Source organism: Streptomyces alboflavus (assembly GCF_000716675.1).
GTDB classification, from domain to species: Bacteria; Actinomycetota; Actinomycetes; order Streptomycetales; family Streptomycetaceae; genus Streptomyces; species Streptomyces alboflavus.
The window spans coordinates 156,621-172,202 of record NZ_JNXT01000013.1 but is presented as its reverse complement, the minus strand read 5'-3'; the positions used below and the strand labels follow the sequence as shown (position 1 = coordinate 172,202).

Sequence of the window (15,582 nt, the reverse complement as noted above, 5' to 3'; positions counted from 1 at the left end):
GGTGGGTGGGTGGGGATACGCCGCGGAGCGGCGGGGATTCGAACGGGGCGCCGGTACCGTGCGGCCATGCGACGGGAGAGTGTGTGGGCCGACCTGCGGGGCGGCGGCCGACGGTACCTGTGGGGGACCGCGCCCTGGAGAGCGGCCGCGTACGTGGTGGGCGGCGCGCTCACCGGCGTACCCGTACTGGTGACACTGACGGCGTCCCTGGCCGTGGGGACCGTCCTGAGCGTGACCCTCGTGGGCCTCCCCCTCCTCGCCGCCCTGGCCTTCGCGGGCCTCCCCGTCGCCGCCCTGGAGCGCCGCAGGCTCCGCCTCGTCGACCCGGCGCCCGCGCCGACCCCGCACCGCGCCCCGGACACCCCGGGCCTCACCGCCTGGCTCCGGCTGCGCGCCCGCGAACAGGCGACGTGGCGCGAGCTCGCGTACGCCGTCCTGATGGCGTTCGTCCTGTGGCCCCTGGACCTGGTCGTGGCCGCCTGCACCCTCGCCCTTCCGCTGCTCCTCGCCGGAGCCCCCGCCCACCTCGCCCTCGCGGGCGGCCCGGCCGGAGGCGGCGTACGACCTGCCAAGCTCTGGCTGGTCGAGAGCTATCCGGCGGCCTGCGGCACCGCCGCGCTCGGCCTCGTCCTGCTCGTCGCCCTGCTGCACCCCCTCGGCGCGTACGCCGCCGCCCGCGCCGCCCTCGCCCGGCTCCTGCTCGCCCCGCGCGAGGCCGAGACGCACGCCCTGCTCGCCGAGGTGACCCGCTCCCGGGCCCGCCTCGTCACCGCCTTCGAGGCCGAACGCCGCCGCGTGGAGCGGGACCTGCACGACGGCGCGCAGCAGCGCCTGGTCGCCCTCAGCATGAGCCTCGGCCTCGCCCGCCTCGACGCCGAGCCGGACAGCCCGCTCGCCGCCGCCCTCGCCACCGCCCACGGCGAGGCCGACGCCGTCCTCGCCGAGCTGCGCGAGCTCATCCGCGGCATCCACCCGCAGGTCCTCGCCGACTACGGCCTGCCCGCCGCGATCGAGGACGCCGCCGACCGCTCACCCGTCCCCGTGGACGTGGACACGGGTACCGATACCGGCACGCCGCTGCCCCGGCTGCCCGAACCCGTCGAGTCCGCCGCCTACTTCGCCGTCCGCGAGGCCCTCACCAACGTCGCCAGGCACAGCGGCGCCACCCGCGCCGCCGTCCACGCCCGCCACGCCCGCGGCGCCCTCAGCTTGACCGTGCGCGACGACGGCACCGGCGGCGCCGACCCCGCCCGCGGCTCCGGCCTCACCGGGCTCGCCGACCGCCTCGCCGTCCTCGATGGCACACTGACCGTCACCAGTCCGCCCGGTGGCCCCACCGTCCTGACCCTGGAGATCCCGTGCACCCCGCGCCCACCGAGCGGCCCCGCGCCCGTCGAGTAGTCCTCGCCGAGGACAGCGTGCTGCTGCGCGAGGGACTCGTGGGCGTGCTCGGCCGGTTCGGGCACGAGGTGGTCGCCGCGGTCGGCGACGCGGACGCGCTGCGGGAGGCCGTGGCCGCGTACGACCCCGACATCGTCGTCACCGACGTACGGATGCCGCCCGGCTTCCAGGACGAGGGGCTGCGCGCCGCGATCGACCTGCGTGCCGAGCGGCGCGGCCTGCCCGTGCTCGTCCTCAGCCAGTACGTCCAGCGGTCGTACGCCGCCGAGTTGCTGGACACCGGGGACGGCGGCGGGGTCGGCTATCTCCTGAAGGACCGGGTCGGCCAGGTCGAGCAGTTCGTCGACGCGTTCACGCGGGTCGCGGCGGGCGGCACCGTCGTGGACCCCGAAGTCGTACGCCAGTTGCTGCGGCGCAGACGCGACCCGCTGGAGCGGCTGACCCCGCGCGAGCGCGAGGTACTCGCCCTCGTCGCCGAGGGCCGCTCCAACTCCGCCATCGCCGCCGAACTCGTCGTCACGGAGGCGGCGGTGGGCAAGCACGTCGGCAACATCCTCGCCAAGCTCGACCTGCCGGTCGCCGACGCCACCCACCGCCGGGTGCTCGCCGTCCTCGCCTACCTGCGGGCCTGAGCGCCCCGCAGGCCCGGCCCACGAGCCCCGGAGCCCCGACCCTTTTGACGTGTACCTCTCGACTACGCTGCCGGACATGAGCGTCCCCGACCGCGAGCCCTGCGACCCACCGCCCGCCGACGCAGCGCCCGCCGACGCGGCGGCACCGGAGCGCCTCGGGCTGACCCCGCGCCAGGCCCGGCGGCTGCGCATCGCCGCGGCCTCGCTGCTCATGGCCGCCGCGGCGGTGCTGCTCGCCGTCCGGCTCGCGAGCCGGTCGTCCGTGCTCGTCGTGGGCGTGTACGGGCTGCTGCTCATCCTCTGCGGCCTGGTCATCGAGGTCAGCAGACGCGGCCGGACCAGGCTCGGCAGCTATCTGCTGGCCACCGGCCTGGTCGCGGCACTGCTCATGGACGTGGTGGTGCTGTCCTAGGGCCTGTCCGACGGGTCGGCGCGGCGTCGCACCGGACAGGCCCTAGCGCGCTTCCGGCGCCGACCCCTCGGCGAACCCGGACCCTTCGGCGAACCCGGACCCTTCGGCGAACCCGGACCCTTCGGCGAACCCGGACCCTTCGACGGGGCCGGTGCCCGAGGCGCACGCGGAACCCGCGGCGGAGCCGGAACCCTCGGGTTCGCCGGCCGCGGGCCCGGCACCCTCGGAGAGCCCGTACCGCTCGTGCAGCCGCCGCAGCCCCGGCGGCGCCCACCAGGCGCGCTCCCCGAGCAGCGCCATCGCCGCCGGTACCAGGAACATCCGCACGACCGTCGCGTCGATGAGGACCGCGAGCGTCAGGCCGAGCCCGATCTGCAGGATCGGTGAGAAGCCGCCCGTCATGAACCCGCCGAACACGATCGCGAGCAGCAGCGCCGCACAGCTCACCACGCGCCCCGAACTGCGCAGCCCCGCCACGATCGCCGCCCGGTGGTCGCCCGCGCCCGGCCCCGACGTCCACGCCTCGCGCATCCGCGCCAGGATGAACAGCTCGTAGTCCATGGCGAGGCCGAAGGCGATCGCGATGATCAGCGGCGGCGCGGTCAGGCTGAGTGCCCCGAGCCCCTCGCCGCCGAGCAGGCTCGCGCCGTGCCCGTCCTGGAACACCCACACCACCACGCCGAGCGCGGCACCGAGGCTCAGGAGCGTCGTCAGGAGCGTGCGCAGCGGGCTCAGGAGCGACCCGGTGAAGGCGAAGAGCAGGACGAACAGGCCCGCGAGGACGGTCAGTACGGCCCACGGCGCCCGGTCGGCCAGCATGTCGCGGAAGTCCACGAGCCGGGCCGCGTCACCGGTGACCACGACGGGTTCGGCGCCGCGCAGGTCCCGTACCCGCTCCACCAGGCGCGTCGCCTCCGGACCGTCCGCCGAGCCTGGCGCCGTGAGCCGCAGCAGCACCGTGCCGTCGGTCATCCGGCCGTTCTCCACCCGGGTCACGCCCGGCAGCGCGCGGATCTTGCGCTCGCAGTCCGGTTCGGCGCCCGGCCTGATGAGGACGTCGACGGTGTCGGTGTCCGTGCCCGGCGGGAAGTGCGCGTGCACGGTGTCGTACAGCTGCCGCGCCTCGGTGTCGTGCGGCAGCTGGCGCGCGTCGCCGATCTCGATCCGCATCCCGGACACCGGAAGCGCGAGCACCACGAGCCCGGCCACGACCGCCGTCACGACGGCGAGCGGGCGGCGCAGCGAGAAGCGCGCGAGCCGCGCGAAGAACGCGCCGCTGCGGGACGTCGCCGGGCTCGGCTTCATCCTGCCGCCGAACAGCGTGAGCAGCGCGGGCAGCAGCGTCAGCGCCGCCAGCATGTCGACCACGACCACCGCGCCCGCCGCGAGCCCCATGCTGCGCAGGAACGGGCTCGGGAACCACACGAGCCCCGACAGACACACGGCCACCGTCAGACCGGAGAACAGCACGGTCCGCCCGGCGCTCGCGACCGTCGCCCGTACCGCCGTCACCACGTCGTCCTCCCGCGCCCGCTCCTCCCGGAACCGCATCACCAGGAGCAGCGCGTAGTCCACCGCGAGCCCGAGCCCGAGCATCGTGACGACCTGCACCGCGTACACGGAGATCTCCGTGACCTGCTGGAACCCCAACAGCGTGAGGAACGCGCCCGCCACCCCGCTGACCGCGACAAGCAGCGGAAGCCCGGCCGCCCGCAGCCCGCCGAAGATCAGCAGCAGTACGACGAGGACGGCCGGCAGCGTGATCAACTCCGCGCGCGCCACGTCCTCCTGGGCCCGGCCGCCCATCTGCTCCCCGAGCAGCGGATCACCGCTGACCGCCACGTCGACGCGGCCGTCCACCGCCGCGCCGATCTCCCGCAGCCGGTCCGCGACGTCGCCGACCACGTCCTCCTCGGCGTCGTCGTCGAGGCCGCTCTTGAGCGTCACGGGGATGAGCAGGGCCTTGCCGTCCGCGGCGAGAAGGCCCTCGGTCTCGTACGGGTCGGTGGCGACGGCGACCCCGGGCGCCCCGCGGACGTCCGCGACGGCCTCGGTCACCGCCTCGCGCACGTCGGCGGCGCGGACCGGGCCGCCGAAGACGGCCGCGGTGAAGTCGTCGCCGTCGGGGTCGAGCCGGGACAGCAGGTCGTCCGCGACGACCGACTCGCTGCCCGGTACGTCCTCCACCGTCGAGGTGAGGTCGCCGAACACCCGGGTACCGAAGCCGAGTCCGACGGCGAGCAGCAGGAACCAGATGAAGAGCACGGTGCGGGGGCGGCGCGTGGCCGTCCGGGCGAGGGTGGCGAGCATGACCGCTCCTCGGGAGCTCGAAGGCGAAAGGACCGGGGTCCGGGGCCGGTCTGCGGCCACGGACGCCTTGGCCCACACCTTCGCCGTGGAACGCGCGCGTCGGATCGCCGCGCGGAGCGGTCTTGGCGCCTCGCCCGCGCGGGCTAGGGCTCCCCCGGGCGGGGGAGTCGCGAGGGAGTCGCGGGAGCGGTGGCGGTGCAGGGGCGGCGCTGGGGCGGCCCTCGCGGTCAGCGGTCCTGGTCGGCGTCCGGCCCGGGCTTCGTCTCGCCCGGCTCACCCGGCTCATCCGTCTCGCCCGGCTCTCCCGCCACGACGAGCCCGCTCTCGTACGCGCAGATCACCGCCTGCACCCGGTCGCGCAGCGCCAGCTTCGAGAGCACGTTGCTGACATGCGTCTTCACGGTGTGCTCGCTCACCGTGAAGGCCGCCGCGATCTCCGCGTTCGACAGGCCGCGCGCGAGCAGCCGCAGGGTCTCCTCCTCGCGCGCGGTGAGCACGGCCAGGCGCTGCGCGGGCGACGACGTGACGGACCGCGTCGTACGGCCGCGGCGCACGAAGTCCGCGACCAGGCGGCGCGTCACGGACGGCGCGAGGAGCGAGTCGCCCGCCGCGACGACGCGCACCGCGTGCACCAGGTCGTCACGGCGCACGTCCTTGAGCAGGAAGCCGCTCGCGCCCGCGTACAGGGCGTCGTACACGTACGCGTCGACGTCGAACGTCGTCAGCATGACCACCCGGCACGTGGACTCCGCGCAGATCGCGCGCGCCGCGTCGATGCCGTCCATGACGGGCATCCGGATGTCCAGGAGCGCCACGTCCGGGGTGTGCCGGCGCACCGCGTCGAGCGCCTGGGCGCCGTCGCCCGCCTCCGCCACCACCTCGATGTCGGGCTGCGCGTCAAGGATCATCGTGAAGCCGCTGCGGACCAGCTCCTGGTCGTCGGCCACCACTACGCGGATGCTCATGCGTCAAGGATGCCGTGGGCAGCGTCACGGCGACACGGAAACCTCCGCCCGGCACGGGCCCGGCCTCGGCCGCGCCGCCGCAGGCCGCGGCGCGCTCGGCGATGCCCACCAGGCCCTGGCCGCCGGGGCGTTCACCCTCGGCGGGTGTCGCCGTGAACGGCAGGGGCCGCGGGCGCGGGCCCGGGACGGGGGCGCTGCCGGGAACAATCCCGTTGGCCGGGGCGGGGGTTCCATCGGCGGTGGTGCGGGCGCCGTTGCCCTCGGCGCGGGTGCGGACGTCTGTGGCGCGGGCTCCGTCGTCCGTCGCGCGGGCGCCGTCGTCCGTGACCGTGAGCCTCAGTTCGCCCGGTGACCAGGCGAGTTCGAGCACGACCCGGGCGGCGCCCGCGTGCTTGAGCACGTTGGTCAGCGCCTCCTGCGTCACCCGGTACGCCGCGACCTCCACGTCCGCCCGCAGCGGGACCGGCTCCCCGGTGACCCGCGACTCGACCGGTATCCCGGCGCGTTCGACGTCCCGCACCAGCGACGGCAGCGCGCCGAGCGTCGGCTGCGGCCCGCGTTCCGCCGCCGCGCCCGCCCCGGCCCCGCCCGCGCCCTCCGCGTCCCGCAGCACCCCGAGGATCCGCCGCAGCTGCGCCATCGCGTCCCGCCCCGACGCGCTGATCGCGTCGAACGCCGTGATCGCCCGCTCCGGATCGGCCCGCACCACCACGGGCCCCGCCTCCGCCTGCACCACCATCAGGCTCACGGCGTGCGCGAGCACGTCGTGCATGTCCCGGGCGATCCGCGCCCGCTCCCGCGCGGCCGCCCGCGCCGTCTCGGCGGCCCGCTCCCGCTCCAGGCGCCGGGCCCGGTCCTCCAGCGCCGCCGTGTACGCCCGCTGCACCCGCGCGAGCACCCCGAACCCGTACGCGGTGACGAAGCTGAGCAGGTGGAAGGCGTACTCGAACGGCTCCGCCCGCTCCCGGAACGTCATCGTCGCCGTCGAGGCGACCAGCCACACCGCGAGCACAAGCCGCCGCTGCACGGGCCGCCCGACCAGGGCGAGTGTGTACAGCGCGACGAGCCCGCCGTACGCCACGTCCGGCGGCGGCTGCCGGTACACCGCCATCGCGGGCGTGAACAGGCTGACGAGGAACACGGCCGTCATCGGCGTCCGCCGCCGCCAGGCCAGCGGCACGGCCGTCCCCGCCGCCAGCAGATAGCCGGCCACCGAGAGCCGGTCGTCCTCGCCGTCGTCGGGGAACACGAACTGCAACGACACGGCGAGCAGCACGAGGGCGGCGAGGGCGGCGTCCACGACGTACGGGCGCCTGCTGAGGGCGCGCCAGCGCGTGTGGACCAGGGTGCGGAGACTGCGGAAGGGGTGGTGCGGCATACGGCGGCTCCCGGGCGGAGGCGGCTGCCAGTATCGCCGGGGGCGGCGGGGCGCGTCCTCGCCGGTGCGGGGGAGATGACGGGGGCGGTGGATCGGTGGGGCGGGGGATGCGGCGCCGGCTCACTCCGGGGCGCCGCACGCCGATCGCACGCACCGACCGCCGCTGCGCCCGCGCTTCGCGCGAACGACGGGGGTTCAAAGACAGGCTCTCAGCACCGCCGGTACACGTGGCCCTTCTCCCCGGCGGGGAGCACGTCCCGGTCGCGCAGGACGATGGACAGCTCCTCGCCCCAGCGGCGGCACGCGGCGTCGTACCCCTTCGTCTCGTACTCGATGTCGAAGACCCTCCCGTCGTACGCGGACGAGAACGGCTCGCACTCGTCGTACTGCCCGCACTCCTCGACCACCGCGAAGTCGAACCCGATGCCCTTGCCGAGCAGTTCGGCGGTGTTCTTCTGCGCGATGGCGAGCCCCTGGTCGTGCGCCCGGCGGACCAGGAGCCGTGCGAACGCCGTCGCGTCGGCCGGGTCGAGGCGGTCGTCGGAGCGGGCGTAGGAGTCGAGGTTGTCCGGCTCGACCGCGTCGAAGCCGGCGCGTGCGCAGCCGTCGATCCAGTCGCCGACGACGCCGAGCAGCTCCTCGCGCTTGGCGGCGGTGGAGATGTCGAGCAGCGGCTCGTCCCAGTCCTCGTCGATCACCGGGTCGCCGTCGTCGTCGCGCAGGATCAGGCCGGGGTGACGGTCGTCCCACCAGGCGGCGGCCTTCTTGCCCGGCTGGGCCTGGAAGGCGTTGACGTAGCAGATGTTGTAGCGGCCGGGGGCGGGCTTCGCGGAACGGTCGCGGGCCACGGCGCGGACGCCGTCCGGGGGTGCGTAGGCGCCGCCCAGCTGATAATCGAAGGGGGTGCCGGGGCGGGGCGGGCGGGGGGCCTTGTCGGCGGTGGTGCGGCGGTCGGCGGGCTCGTCGGTGGAGCAGCCCGTGAGTACCGCGAGGGCGGCGGTGAGGGCCAGGGCCAGGGCCAGGCGTGCGGGGCGGGGTGGGCGGGGCATCTGGCCGTCCTGTGGTTCGTACGGGTCGTGCGGTGCCCCTCAAGTGTGTGCTTTCGGCCGAAGGCCCCGGTCACCCGGGGCCCGCGTGCGGTGCTCGACCCGCCGTCCTGCTCACGCCCCCTTGTCGCGGCGCTTCGTCGTGACCGCCGCCCACCGGTCGAGAACGGCCGCGGCGGCGCCCGAGTCGAGGGCTTCGGCGGCGCGCTCCACCCCGGCGGCGATGCGCTCCGTGACGGAGGCGGTGGCGGGCTCAAGGGCCGCGAGACCCGCCGCGGCCGAGAGCAGGACGGCGTCCCGGACCGGGCCGCGGGCCCCGGCGACCAACTCGCGTGTCACGCGGGCGTTGTGCGTCCGGTCACCGCCGCGCAACGCGTCCCCGGTGGCGTACGCGATGCCTACGTCCCTCGGATCGAAGGTCTCCGTACGCACCTCGGAGCCGGAGACCGACCAGACCGTGGAGGTGGTCGTGACCGTCAGCTCGTCCATCCCGTCGTCACCCCGGAAGACCAGCGCCGAGACGCCCCGCCGGGCGAGGACCGCCGCGAGCAGCGGCGCGAGCCGGGCGTCCGCGACGCCCACCGCGCGGGCCTTCGGCGCGGCGGGGTTCGTCAGCGGGCCCAGGATGTTGAACACCGTGCGGATGCCCAACTCGCGGCGCGGCCCGGCGGCGTGCCGCATCGCCGGGTGGAACAGCGGCGCGAAGCAGAACGTGATGCCCACCTCCTCCGCCACCTCCGCGATCTGCGGCGCAGGCAGGTCGAGCGCCACGCCCAGCTCCTCCAGGACGTCGGCGGAGCCGCACGCGGAGGACGCCGAGCGGTTGCCGTGCTTGACGACACGCGCCCCGGCACCGGCGGCCACGACCGCCGACATCGTGGAGATGTTGACGCTGTGGGACCCGTCGCCGCCGGTGCCGACGATGTCGAGCGTGGGCCCGGGCACGGACAGCGGCACGGCGTGCGCGTACATGGCGTCGACCAGGCCGTCGATCTCCTCGGCGGTCTCGCCCTTGGCGCGCAGCGCCACCATCAGACCCGCGAGCCGCGCGGGGCCCGCGGCCCCCGACATCACCTGGTCCATCGCCCAGGCGGTCTCGGCCGCGGACAGATCCCTGCGGCTCAGCAGTGCGTTCAGCAGTTCCGGCCAGTTACGGCCCTGTGGCTCGTCGGCGGTCACGGGAACTCTCCTCGAGGAAGAGGGGTGAAGGGATCGTCCCCAGCAGTCTGGGGAGCGCGGGCCGCGTCCTCCAGACCACTTTTCGAAGCTCCGTACGGACCATTTTCCTGACGGGAGACAGGACAGCCAATCCCGAGGAAATACGCAAGAGTTCACTGGAGCACCGGGATCCGAGCAGGCACGGGGAAAGAGAGGACCATGGCCCTGCACATGGCAGTGGACGTGGTCAGGGAATCGGAACAGTCCCTGACCTCCCAGATACAGGGGTTCATCAGGAAGGAGATAGTGGAGGGCATCCTGCACCCGGGCACGCGTCTGCCGTCCAGCCGCCGCCTCGCGGACGACCTGGGCGTCTCCCGCAGCGTGGTCGTGGAGGCGTTCGGGCAACTCGTCGCCGAGGGCTATCTGGAGGCCGTGCGGGGCGCGGGCACCCGCGTGGTGACACACCTGGAGGCCGAGCCGCCGCAGGTCGTGCCCGCACTGCTCGACGACGGACCGGCCCCGCAGGCCTTCGGCGCCCGCTGGGACCTCAGACCCGGCAGCCACACCTTCGCGGCGTTCCCGCGTCGCGAGTGGCTGAGCTGCTACCAGCGTGCCCTGGACCACGCCGAAGCCGGTGACCACGGCTATCCGCCGCTCGCGGGCGAGATGCGCCTGCGCGTCGAACTGGCCCACTGCCTCGGCAGGTTGCGGGGCGTGCGGACGAGCGCGGACCAGGTGATGGTGGTCGCCGGGTTCGCGCAGACATTGTCCCTGGTGTGCGCGATGCTCACCCAGGAAGGCATCGGGCAACTCGGCATCGAGGACCCGGGCCACCCCGGGCAGCGGCAGTTCGTGCGCGACAGCGGACTGCGCCCGGTGCCGCTGCCGGTGGACGCGGAGGGCATCGACGTCGCGGCGCTCGCCGCGTCCGGCCTGCGCGCCGTCCTCGTCACGCCCGCCCACCAGTTCCCCACCGGCGTCCAGCTGTCCGCGAGCCGTCGGGAGGCGCTGGCCCGCTGGGCGCGCGAGACCGGCGGCCTGGTCATCGAGGACGACTACGACGGCGGGCTCTGGTACGAGAAGGGCGGCATCCGCCCGCTCGCCCTCCAGCGCGAGGCCCCCGACCACGTCGTGTACTCGGGCACGGTCAGCAAGACCCTCGTGCCCGGCCTGCGCCTCGGCTGGATCGCCGCGCCCCGGCCGCTGCTCGACCGGCTGCTGAGGGTGCGCGCCCGGCAGGACCTGGGCACGGACACCCTCACCCAGCTGGCCTTCGCGGAGCTCCTGCGCGGCGGCCAGTTCGACCGCCATCTGCGCCGCCTCAACGCCCGCGCCCGCAGCCGCCGCGAGGCCCTGGAGGAAGCGGTGCAGAAGCAGCTTCCCGGTGCGCGGATCATCGGGCGGGAGGCGGGCCTGCACGCGTACGTGCGGCTGCCCCGGCACCTGGACGAGGCCGCGCTGGTGTCCGGGGCGTTCGCCCGGTCCGTGCTGGTGCGCGGCGGCGCGGCGTTCCACGCCCGGCCGGGTTCCGCGGCACCCGCCCTGGTCATCGGCCACGCCCACCTGCCCTGCTCGGGCGTCGCGGAGGCGATACGGGAGATCGGGGAGGTCGTCAGGGCGCGGCGGTGAGCCCGTCAGCGGCCACCCCGGCCGCGGCGGCCTGCCCCAGGAAGTTCTCCATCATCGCGAGCCCCCCGCTCGTCATGATGCTCTCGGGGTGGAACTGCACGCCCTCCACAGGCAGTGTCCGGTGCCGCAGCCCCATCACGTACCCGTGGTCGAGGTCGGTGGCCGTCGTCACCAGCTCCGCGGGCAGCGGTTCGGCGACGACCAGGGAGTGGTAGCGCGTGGCTTCGAGGGTGTGGCCGAGGCCCTGGAAGACCCCGGCGCCGTCGTGCCGCACCGTGCTCGTCCGCCCGTGCATCACCTGCCCGGCCACCTCGATCCGCCCGCCGTACGCGAGCGCGATCGCCTGGTGCCCCAGGCACACGCCGAGCAGCGGCACCCGCCCCGCGAACTCCCGTACCAGCTCCACGTGCCCGGACGCGGAGGGATGCCCCGGACCGGGCCCGAGCACCACCGCGTCGGGCTCGGTCGCGGCCAGGTCGGCGGGGGACCGGGTCAGCGACCGCACCACCCGGGTGCGTGCCCCGAGCGTGCGCAGGTACTGGTCGATGATGTGGACGAAGCTGTCGTAGGCGTCGATCAGCAGGACGTTCATGCCCGGGATGCCTCTCTCGTACGGGGCCGGGGGGTGTCGTACGCGGACGGTGTGATGGGGGCGGCCGACGCGGGCGGCGGAGTGAGTCCGCGCGGCCCGAGCGGCCGCGGCCACGGTGCGCCGGTCACGGCAGCAGCTCCGCACCGGTCAGGGCCCAGTACGCGGCGCCCATCTTCGCCAGCGTCTCGCGCCACTCGGCCTCGGGCTCGGACTGGGCGACGATCCCCGCCGAGCTCTGCGTGGAATAGGTGTCCCCGTCGTGCTCGACGGTGCGGATGCACAGCGCGAGTTCGCTCCAGCCGCGCACGTCGACCAGGCCGACCGCGCCCGCGTAGGCGCCGCGCCGCTCCCGCTCAAGGCCGTCGACGATCTCCATGGCGCGCACCTTCGGGGCCCCGGTCATCGTGCCCGCGGGGAAGGTCGCGCGCACCGCCTGCCAGGTGTCCGTGCCCTCCTCCAGGCGCCCCGACACCGTCGACACCAGGTGGAAGACATGGCTGAAGCCCTCCACGGCCATCAGCCGGTCCACCGGCTTGGTGCTCGCCGTGGTCACCCGACCGATGTCGTTGCGGCACAGGTCGACCAGCATGATGTGCTCGGCCTGCTCCTTGATGGACTCGCGCATCTCCTTGATCCGGCGCTGGTTCTCCTCCTCGTCGGGGCCGCGCCGCGCGGTGCCCGCGATGGGGCGCATCACGATCTCGTCGCCCTCGATCCGGAAGAACAGCTCCGGGCTCGCCCCGATCAGCGTGCGCCCCGCGCGCGGCATCAGATACATGTACGGCGAGGGGTTGCGGGCGCGCAGCCGCCGGTAGACGTCGACGGGTGTCAACGCGGTGCGGACATCGATGCGGTGGCCGATCTGGATCTGGTAGATGTCGCCGACCCCGATGTGTTCCAGGCACGTCTCCGCCCAGCCCAGGAACGTCTCCCGGTCCACGCTGTCCCGCACCGACTCCGGCCCCGGCGCCTCCGGGACCACCGCCGGCCGTCGCGTGCCCGTGGCGGCCTCCCGCGCCGCAGCGTGCGCCACCTCGCGGGCCGCCGCCGGGTCCCCGTCCCCGAACGCCCTGCTCTCGGCCCGCACATGACGCACCGGCCCGTCGTCCGGGTCGTACCAGACGGTGTCCCGGAAGAGCGTCAGGGTGATGTCCGGCGCGCCCGGTTGCTCGGTGCGCGCGGGCAGCGCCTCCATGTGCCAGGCGGCCTCGTACGCCAGGGTGGTCAGGAAGCCGAACGCGTAGCCCGTCGTGGGTAGTTCGGTGTCCAGGGTGAACAGGCGCTGCGCCTGGGCGAGGAAGTCCCACACCTGGTCGGCGGCGGTGAGGCGGAGCCGGTGCACGCTCGGGTCCGGCTCGCGGGGGTGGTCCCCGCGAAGGCCTGCCGCCACGGCCGCCCCGGCGAGCGCGCGGGTGAGGGCGGGCGTGCCGTCGAGGTCGACGTACCCGTCGTACACCCGGATCTCCGCGAGCCGCCCGAAGCCGACGACGGCCGCACGGCCGTCCTGGTCGGCGCCGTCGAGGCTCTCGAACAAGAACACGTCGTCCTGGCCGAGGGCCGCGCGCAGCGGGACGTACAGGTCCAGGGGGTCGTGGCGGGGCAGTTCGCTGTCGGTCACCCGCACGTCGACCGTGGTCATTTCCGGCATGGAGAACTCCCTTCCGGCGTGGTGAACTCCCGTTGAATTCACCGCCGTCGGATTGTCCCCACGGCTGCCTTCCGTTGTTGCCGGAAGTCAAACAGCGCCGTCGCCACCGGTGCCAGACCAATTCCCGGGCCCTGAATCGGACCAATTCCGAATCGCTTGACCCGGGCGCGGGCGCACGGATTCAGTGGAAGCTCGTTCCTGCTCCTCCGTTCCTCCGTTCCTCCGTTCCTCCTGTCCTATGTCCGCACGGGGAAGGCCGTCATGAAAGACCGCGCAAGAGCCAGCAAAAGGGAAAGCGAAGCAGCGAACCAGGCCGCCGCGTCCTGGCGGGCGTTCCCTGCCCGGCAGCAGCCCGACTGGCCGGACCCGCACGCCCTGCGGGCCGTCACCGATGACCTGGCCGCCGCGCCGCCGCTGGTCTTCGCCGCGGAGTGCGACCAGTTGCGGCGGCGCATGGCGGCGGTCGCGCGCGGCGAGGCCATCCTGCTCCAGGGCGGCGACTGCGCCGAGACCTTCGAGCGGACCACCGCCGACGCGATCCGCGGCAAGCTCCAGACGCTGCTCCAGATGGCCGTGGTCCTGACCCACGCCACCGCGCTGCCGGTCGTGAAGGTCGGGCGCATGGCGGGGCAGTACGCCAAGCCGCGGTCCAGCGCGGTCGAGGAGCGCGCCGGGGTCGTCCTGCCCTCGTACCGGGGCGACGCGGTCAACGGCCTGGAGTTCACCGAGGGGGCCCGCGTCCCTGACCCCCGGCGCCTGCGCACGATGTACGACGCGTCGGCGCGCACCCTCAACCTGGTGCGGGCCCTGACCACGGGCGGTTTCGCCGACCTGCGCCAAGTGCACGCCTGGAACGAGGGATTCGTGGCCGCGTCCGGCGCGGGCGAGCGCTACGAACAGCTCGCCGACGAGATCGGCCGCAGCCTCGGCTTCATGCGGGCCTGCGGCGTCGACACCCGGGAGCTGGCCACCGCCGAGTTCTTCGTCGGCCACGAGGGGCTGCTCCTCGACTACGAGTCGGCCCTGACCCGGACCGAGCCCGACACCGGCCGCGCCTACGCCACCAGCGGCCACTTCCTCTGGATCGGTGAGCGCACCCGCGACCTCGACGGCGCCCACGTCGAGTACTTCTCCCGCGTCGCCAACCCCATCGCCGTCAAGCTCGGCCCGACGGCGTCCCCCGACACCGTCGTGTCCCTGCTCGACCGGCTCGACCCGGACCGTGAGCCCGGCCGCCTCACGTTCGTGGTGCGCGCGGGCGCCGAACGCGTGCGGGACCTGCTGCCCACGCTGGTGGAGAAGGCCAACGCCGAGGGCGCGCAGGTCGCTTGGGTGAGCGACCCCATGCACGGCAACACCACGACGGCACCGAGCGGCCACAAGACCCGGCGGTTCGACACGGTCCTCGACGAGGTGCGCGGGTTCGTGGAGGTCCACCAGGAGCTCGGCACCCACCCCGGCGGCATCCACGTCGAGCTGACCGGCGACGACGTGACCGAGTGCGTCGGCGGCGGCAACGCCGTCCTGGAGGAGGACCTGCCGCACCGTTACGAGACGGCCTGCGACCCCCGCCTCAACCACACCCAGTCCCTGGACCTGGCGTTCCTGCTGGCCGAGATGTACCGCGGGAGATGACCGGGGCGCACCGGCGTCAGCCCGTGCGCAGGGCGTCCTCGACGATCCGCAGGGGCGGCTCGTCCGTCAGGTAGAAGTGCCCGCCGGAGAGCGTGTGCAGCGTGACCGGGCCCCGGGTCTGCTCCCGCCAGGCGGCGGCCTCCGCGGGGCTCACCCGGGGGTCCGCGTCGCCGCGGAGCACCGTGACGGGACAGTCAAGGAGCGCGTCCGGCTGCCCCGCGTAGCCCGCGACCATCCGGAAGTCCGCGCCCACGTACGGCATCACGAGCTCCAGGAAGGCCGGGTTGTCGAGGAGCGCCGCGTCCGTGCCGCCCAGCTGGGCCAGCGTGCGCAGGACGGCGGCGTCGTCCAGCTCGGCGGCGCGCTCCGGGGTGCCGTGCGCCGTGAGCGGGGCGCGGGCGGCCGACGCGAAGAGGTGGCCGAGGTCCGCGCCGTCGGCCTGCCAGAGCCGCGCCACTTCGTAGGCGACGAACGCACCCATGCTGTGCCCGAAGAACGCCGTGGGCCGCCCGTCGGGCAGCGGGCGCAGCTCGGCGGCGAGGTCACGCGCCATCGCCTTGAGGTCCGTGGCGGGCGGTTCGGCGATGCGGGTGGCGCGCCCCGGGTAGCAGACCGTGTGGACCTCGATGTCCGTGAGGGCCTTGCCCCACGAGCGGTAGAAGTGCGGCGAGCCGCCGGCGTGCGGGAAGCACACCAGGCGGCTCGAGGCGAAGGGCCGTGACTCGACTGCTCGTGTCCACACCATTGCGATCCCCCGGTTGCCGGTGCAGCTT

Annotated in this window: 13 protein-coding genes; 5 read left to right on the top strand and 8 right to left on the bottom strand. The window is 74.5% G+C overall.

The genetic code is table 11. From position 1 onward, the window contains the following. Nucleotides 1–66 precede the first annotated feature (66 nt). The 3 genes from OO63_RS12565 (at nt 67) to OO63_RS12555 (ending at nt 2,445) form a co-directional block, all read left to right on the top strand. Complete coding sequence (locus OO63_RS12565) at nt 67–1,401, top strand: sensor histidine kinase (protein ID WP_030360051.1); 1,335 nt, start codon at nt 67–69, stop codon at nt 1,399–1,401. Then, nucleotides 1,359–2,033: a response regulator gene (locus OO63_RS12560; RefSeq protein ID WP_030360050.1), complete on the top strand. Its 675-nt coding sequence runs from the start codon at nt 1,359–1,361 to the stop codon at nt 2,031–2,033. The genes OO63_RS12565 and OO63_RS12560 overlap by 43 nt, the downstream gene beginning before the upstream one ends. 76 nt (nt 2,034–2,109) lie before the next feature. Beyond that, nucleotides 2,110–2,445, top strand: coding sequence for a hypothetical protein (locus OO63_RS12555; protein ID WP_030360049.1), 336 nt, complete (start codon nt 2,110–2,112; stop codon nt 2,443–2,445). Nucleotides 2,446–2,487: 42 nt separating this feature from the next. On the opposite strand, the gene OO63_RS12550 is transcribed toward OO63_RS12555, so the two are convergent. From OO63_RS12550 to trpD, 5 genes are all read right to left on the bottom strand, one after another. Continuing rightward, nucleotides 2,488–4,755, bottom strand: coding sequence for an MMPL family transporter (locus OO63_RS12550; RefSeq protein ID WP_078619093.1), 2,268 nt, complete (start codon nt 4,753–4,755; stop codon nt 2,488–2,490). Nucleotides 4,756–4,982: 227 nt separating this feature from the next. Continuing rightward, the gene (locus tag OO63_RS12545; protein WP_051810794.1) at nt 4,983–5,720 is read right to left on the bottom strand and encodes a response regulator; all 738 of its coding nucleotides are present in this window, start codon (nt 5,718–5,720) and stop codon (nt 4,983–4,985) included. Beyond that, the gene (locus OO63_RS12540; protein WP_051810793.1) at nt 5,653–7,098 is read right to left on the bottom strand and encodes a sensor histidine kinase; all 1,446 of its coding nucleotides are present in this window, start codon (nt 7,096–7,098) and stop codon (nt 5,653–5,655) included. Before OO63_RS12540 ends, OO63_RS12545 begins: the two co-directional genes overlap by 68 nt. A gap of 209 nt (nt 7,099–7,307) precedes the next feature. Beyond that, nucleotides 7,308–8,147 (bottom strand): endo alpha-1,4 polygalactosaminidase, encoded by an 840-nt coding sequence (locus OO63_RS12535; protein WP_030360045.1) that lies wholly within the window; start codon nt 8,145–8,147, stop codon nt 7,308–7,310. Between the two features lie 111 nt (nt 8,148–8,258). Beyond that, complete coding sequence (gene trpD, locus OO63_RS12530) at nt 8,259–9,323, bottom strand: anthranilate phosphoribosyltransferase (protein ID WP_030360044.1); 1,065 nt, start codon at nt 9,321–9,323, stop codon at nt 8,259–8,261. Between the two features lie 198 nt (nt 9,324–9,521). On the opposite strand from trpD, the gene pdxR reads away from it, so the two are divergent. Beyond that, on the top strand, nt 9,522–10,934 hold the full coding sequence (gene pdxR / locus OO63_RS12525) for a MocR-like pyridoxine biosynthesis transcription factor PdxR (RefSeq protein ID WP_030360043.1): 1,413 nt from the start codon (nt 9,522–9,524) through the stop codon (nt 10,932–10,934). On the opposite strand, the gene OO63_RS12520 is transcribed toward pdxR, so the two are convergent. Both OO63_RS12520 and OO63_RS12515 read right to left on the bottom strand, forming a co-directional pair. Next, nucleotides 10,918–11,526: an anthranilate synthase component II gene (locus tag OO63_RS12520; RefSeq protein WP_030360042.1), complete on the bottom strand. Its 609-nt coding sequence runs from the start codon at nt 11,524–11,526 to the stop codon at nt 10,918–10,920. The two genes, pdxR and OO63_RS12520, sit on opposite strands and share 17 nt — an antisense overlap. Before the next feature lie 124 nt (nt 11,527–11,650). Then, nucleotides 11,651–13,174 carry an anthranilate synthase component I family protein gene (locus tag OO63_RS12515; protein WP_030360041.1) on the bottom strand — a complete coding sequence of 508 codons (1,524 nt, stop codon included), beginning with the start codon at nt 13,172–13,174 and terminating at the stop codon, nt 11,651–11,653. A gap of 261 nt (nt 13,175–13,435) precedes the next feature. Between OO63_RS12515 and OO63_RS12510 the strand changes: the two genes are divergently transcribed. Then, nucleotides 13,436–14,809, top strand: coding sequence for a class II 3-deoxy-7-phosphoheptulonate synthase (locus tag OO63_RS12510; protein WP_030360040.1), 1,374 nt, complete (start codon nt 13,436–13,438; stop codon nt 14,807–14,809). A 16-nt stretch (nt 14,810–14,825) separates the two neighbouring features. On the opposite strand, the gene OO63_RS12505 is transcribed toward OO63_RS12510, so the two are convergent. Then, nucleotides 14,826–15,554, bottom strand: a complete 729-nt coding sequence (locus tag OO63_RS12505) for a thioesterase II family protein (protein ID WP_030360039.1) — start codon at nt 15,552–15,554, stop codon at nt 14,826–14,828. Between the last annotated feature and the right edge of the window lie 28 nt (nt 15,555–15,582).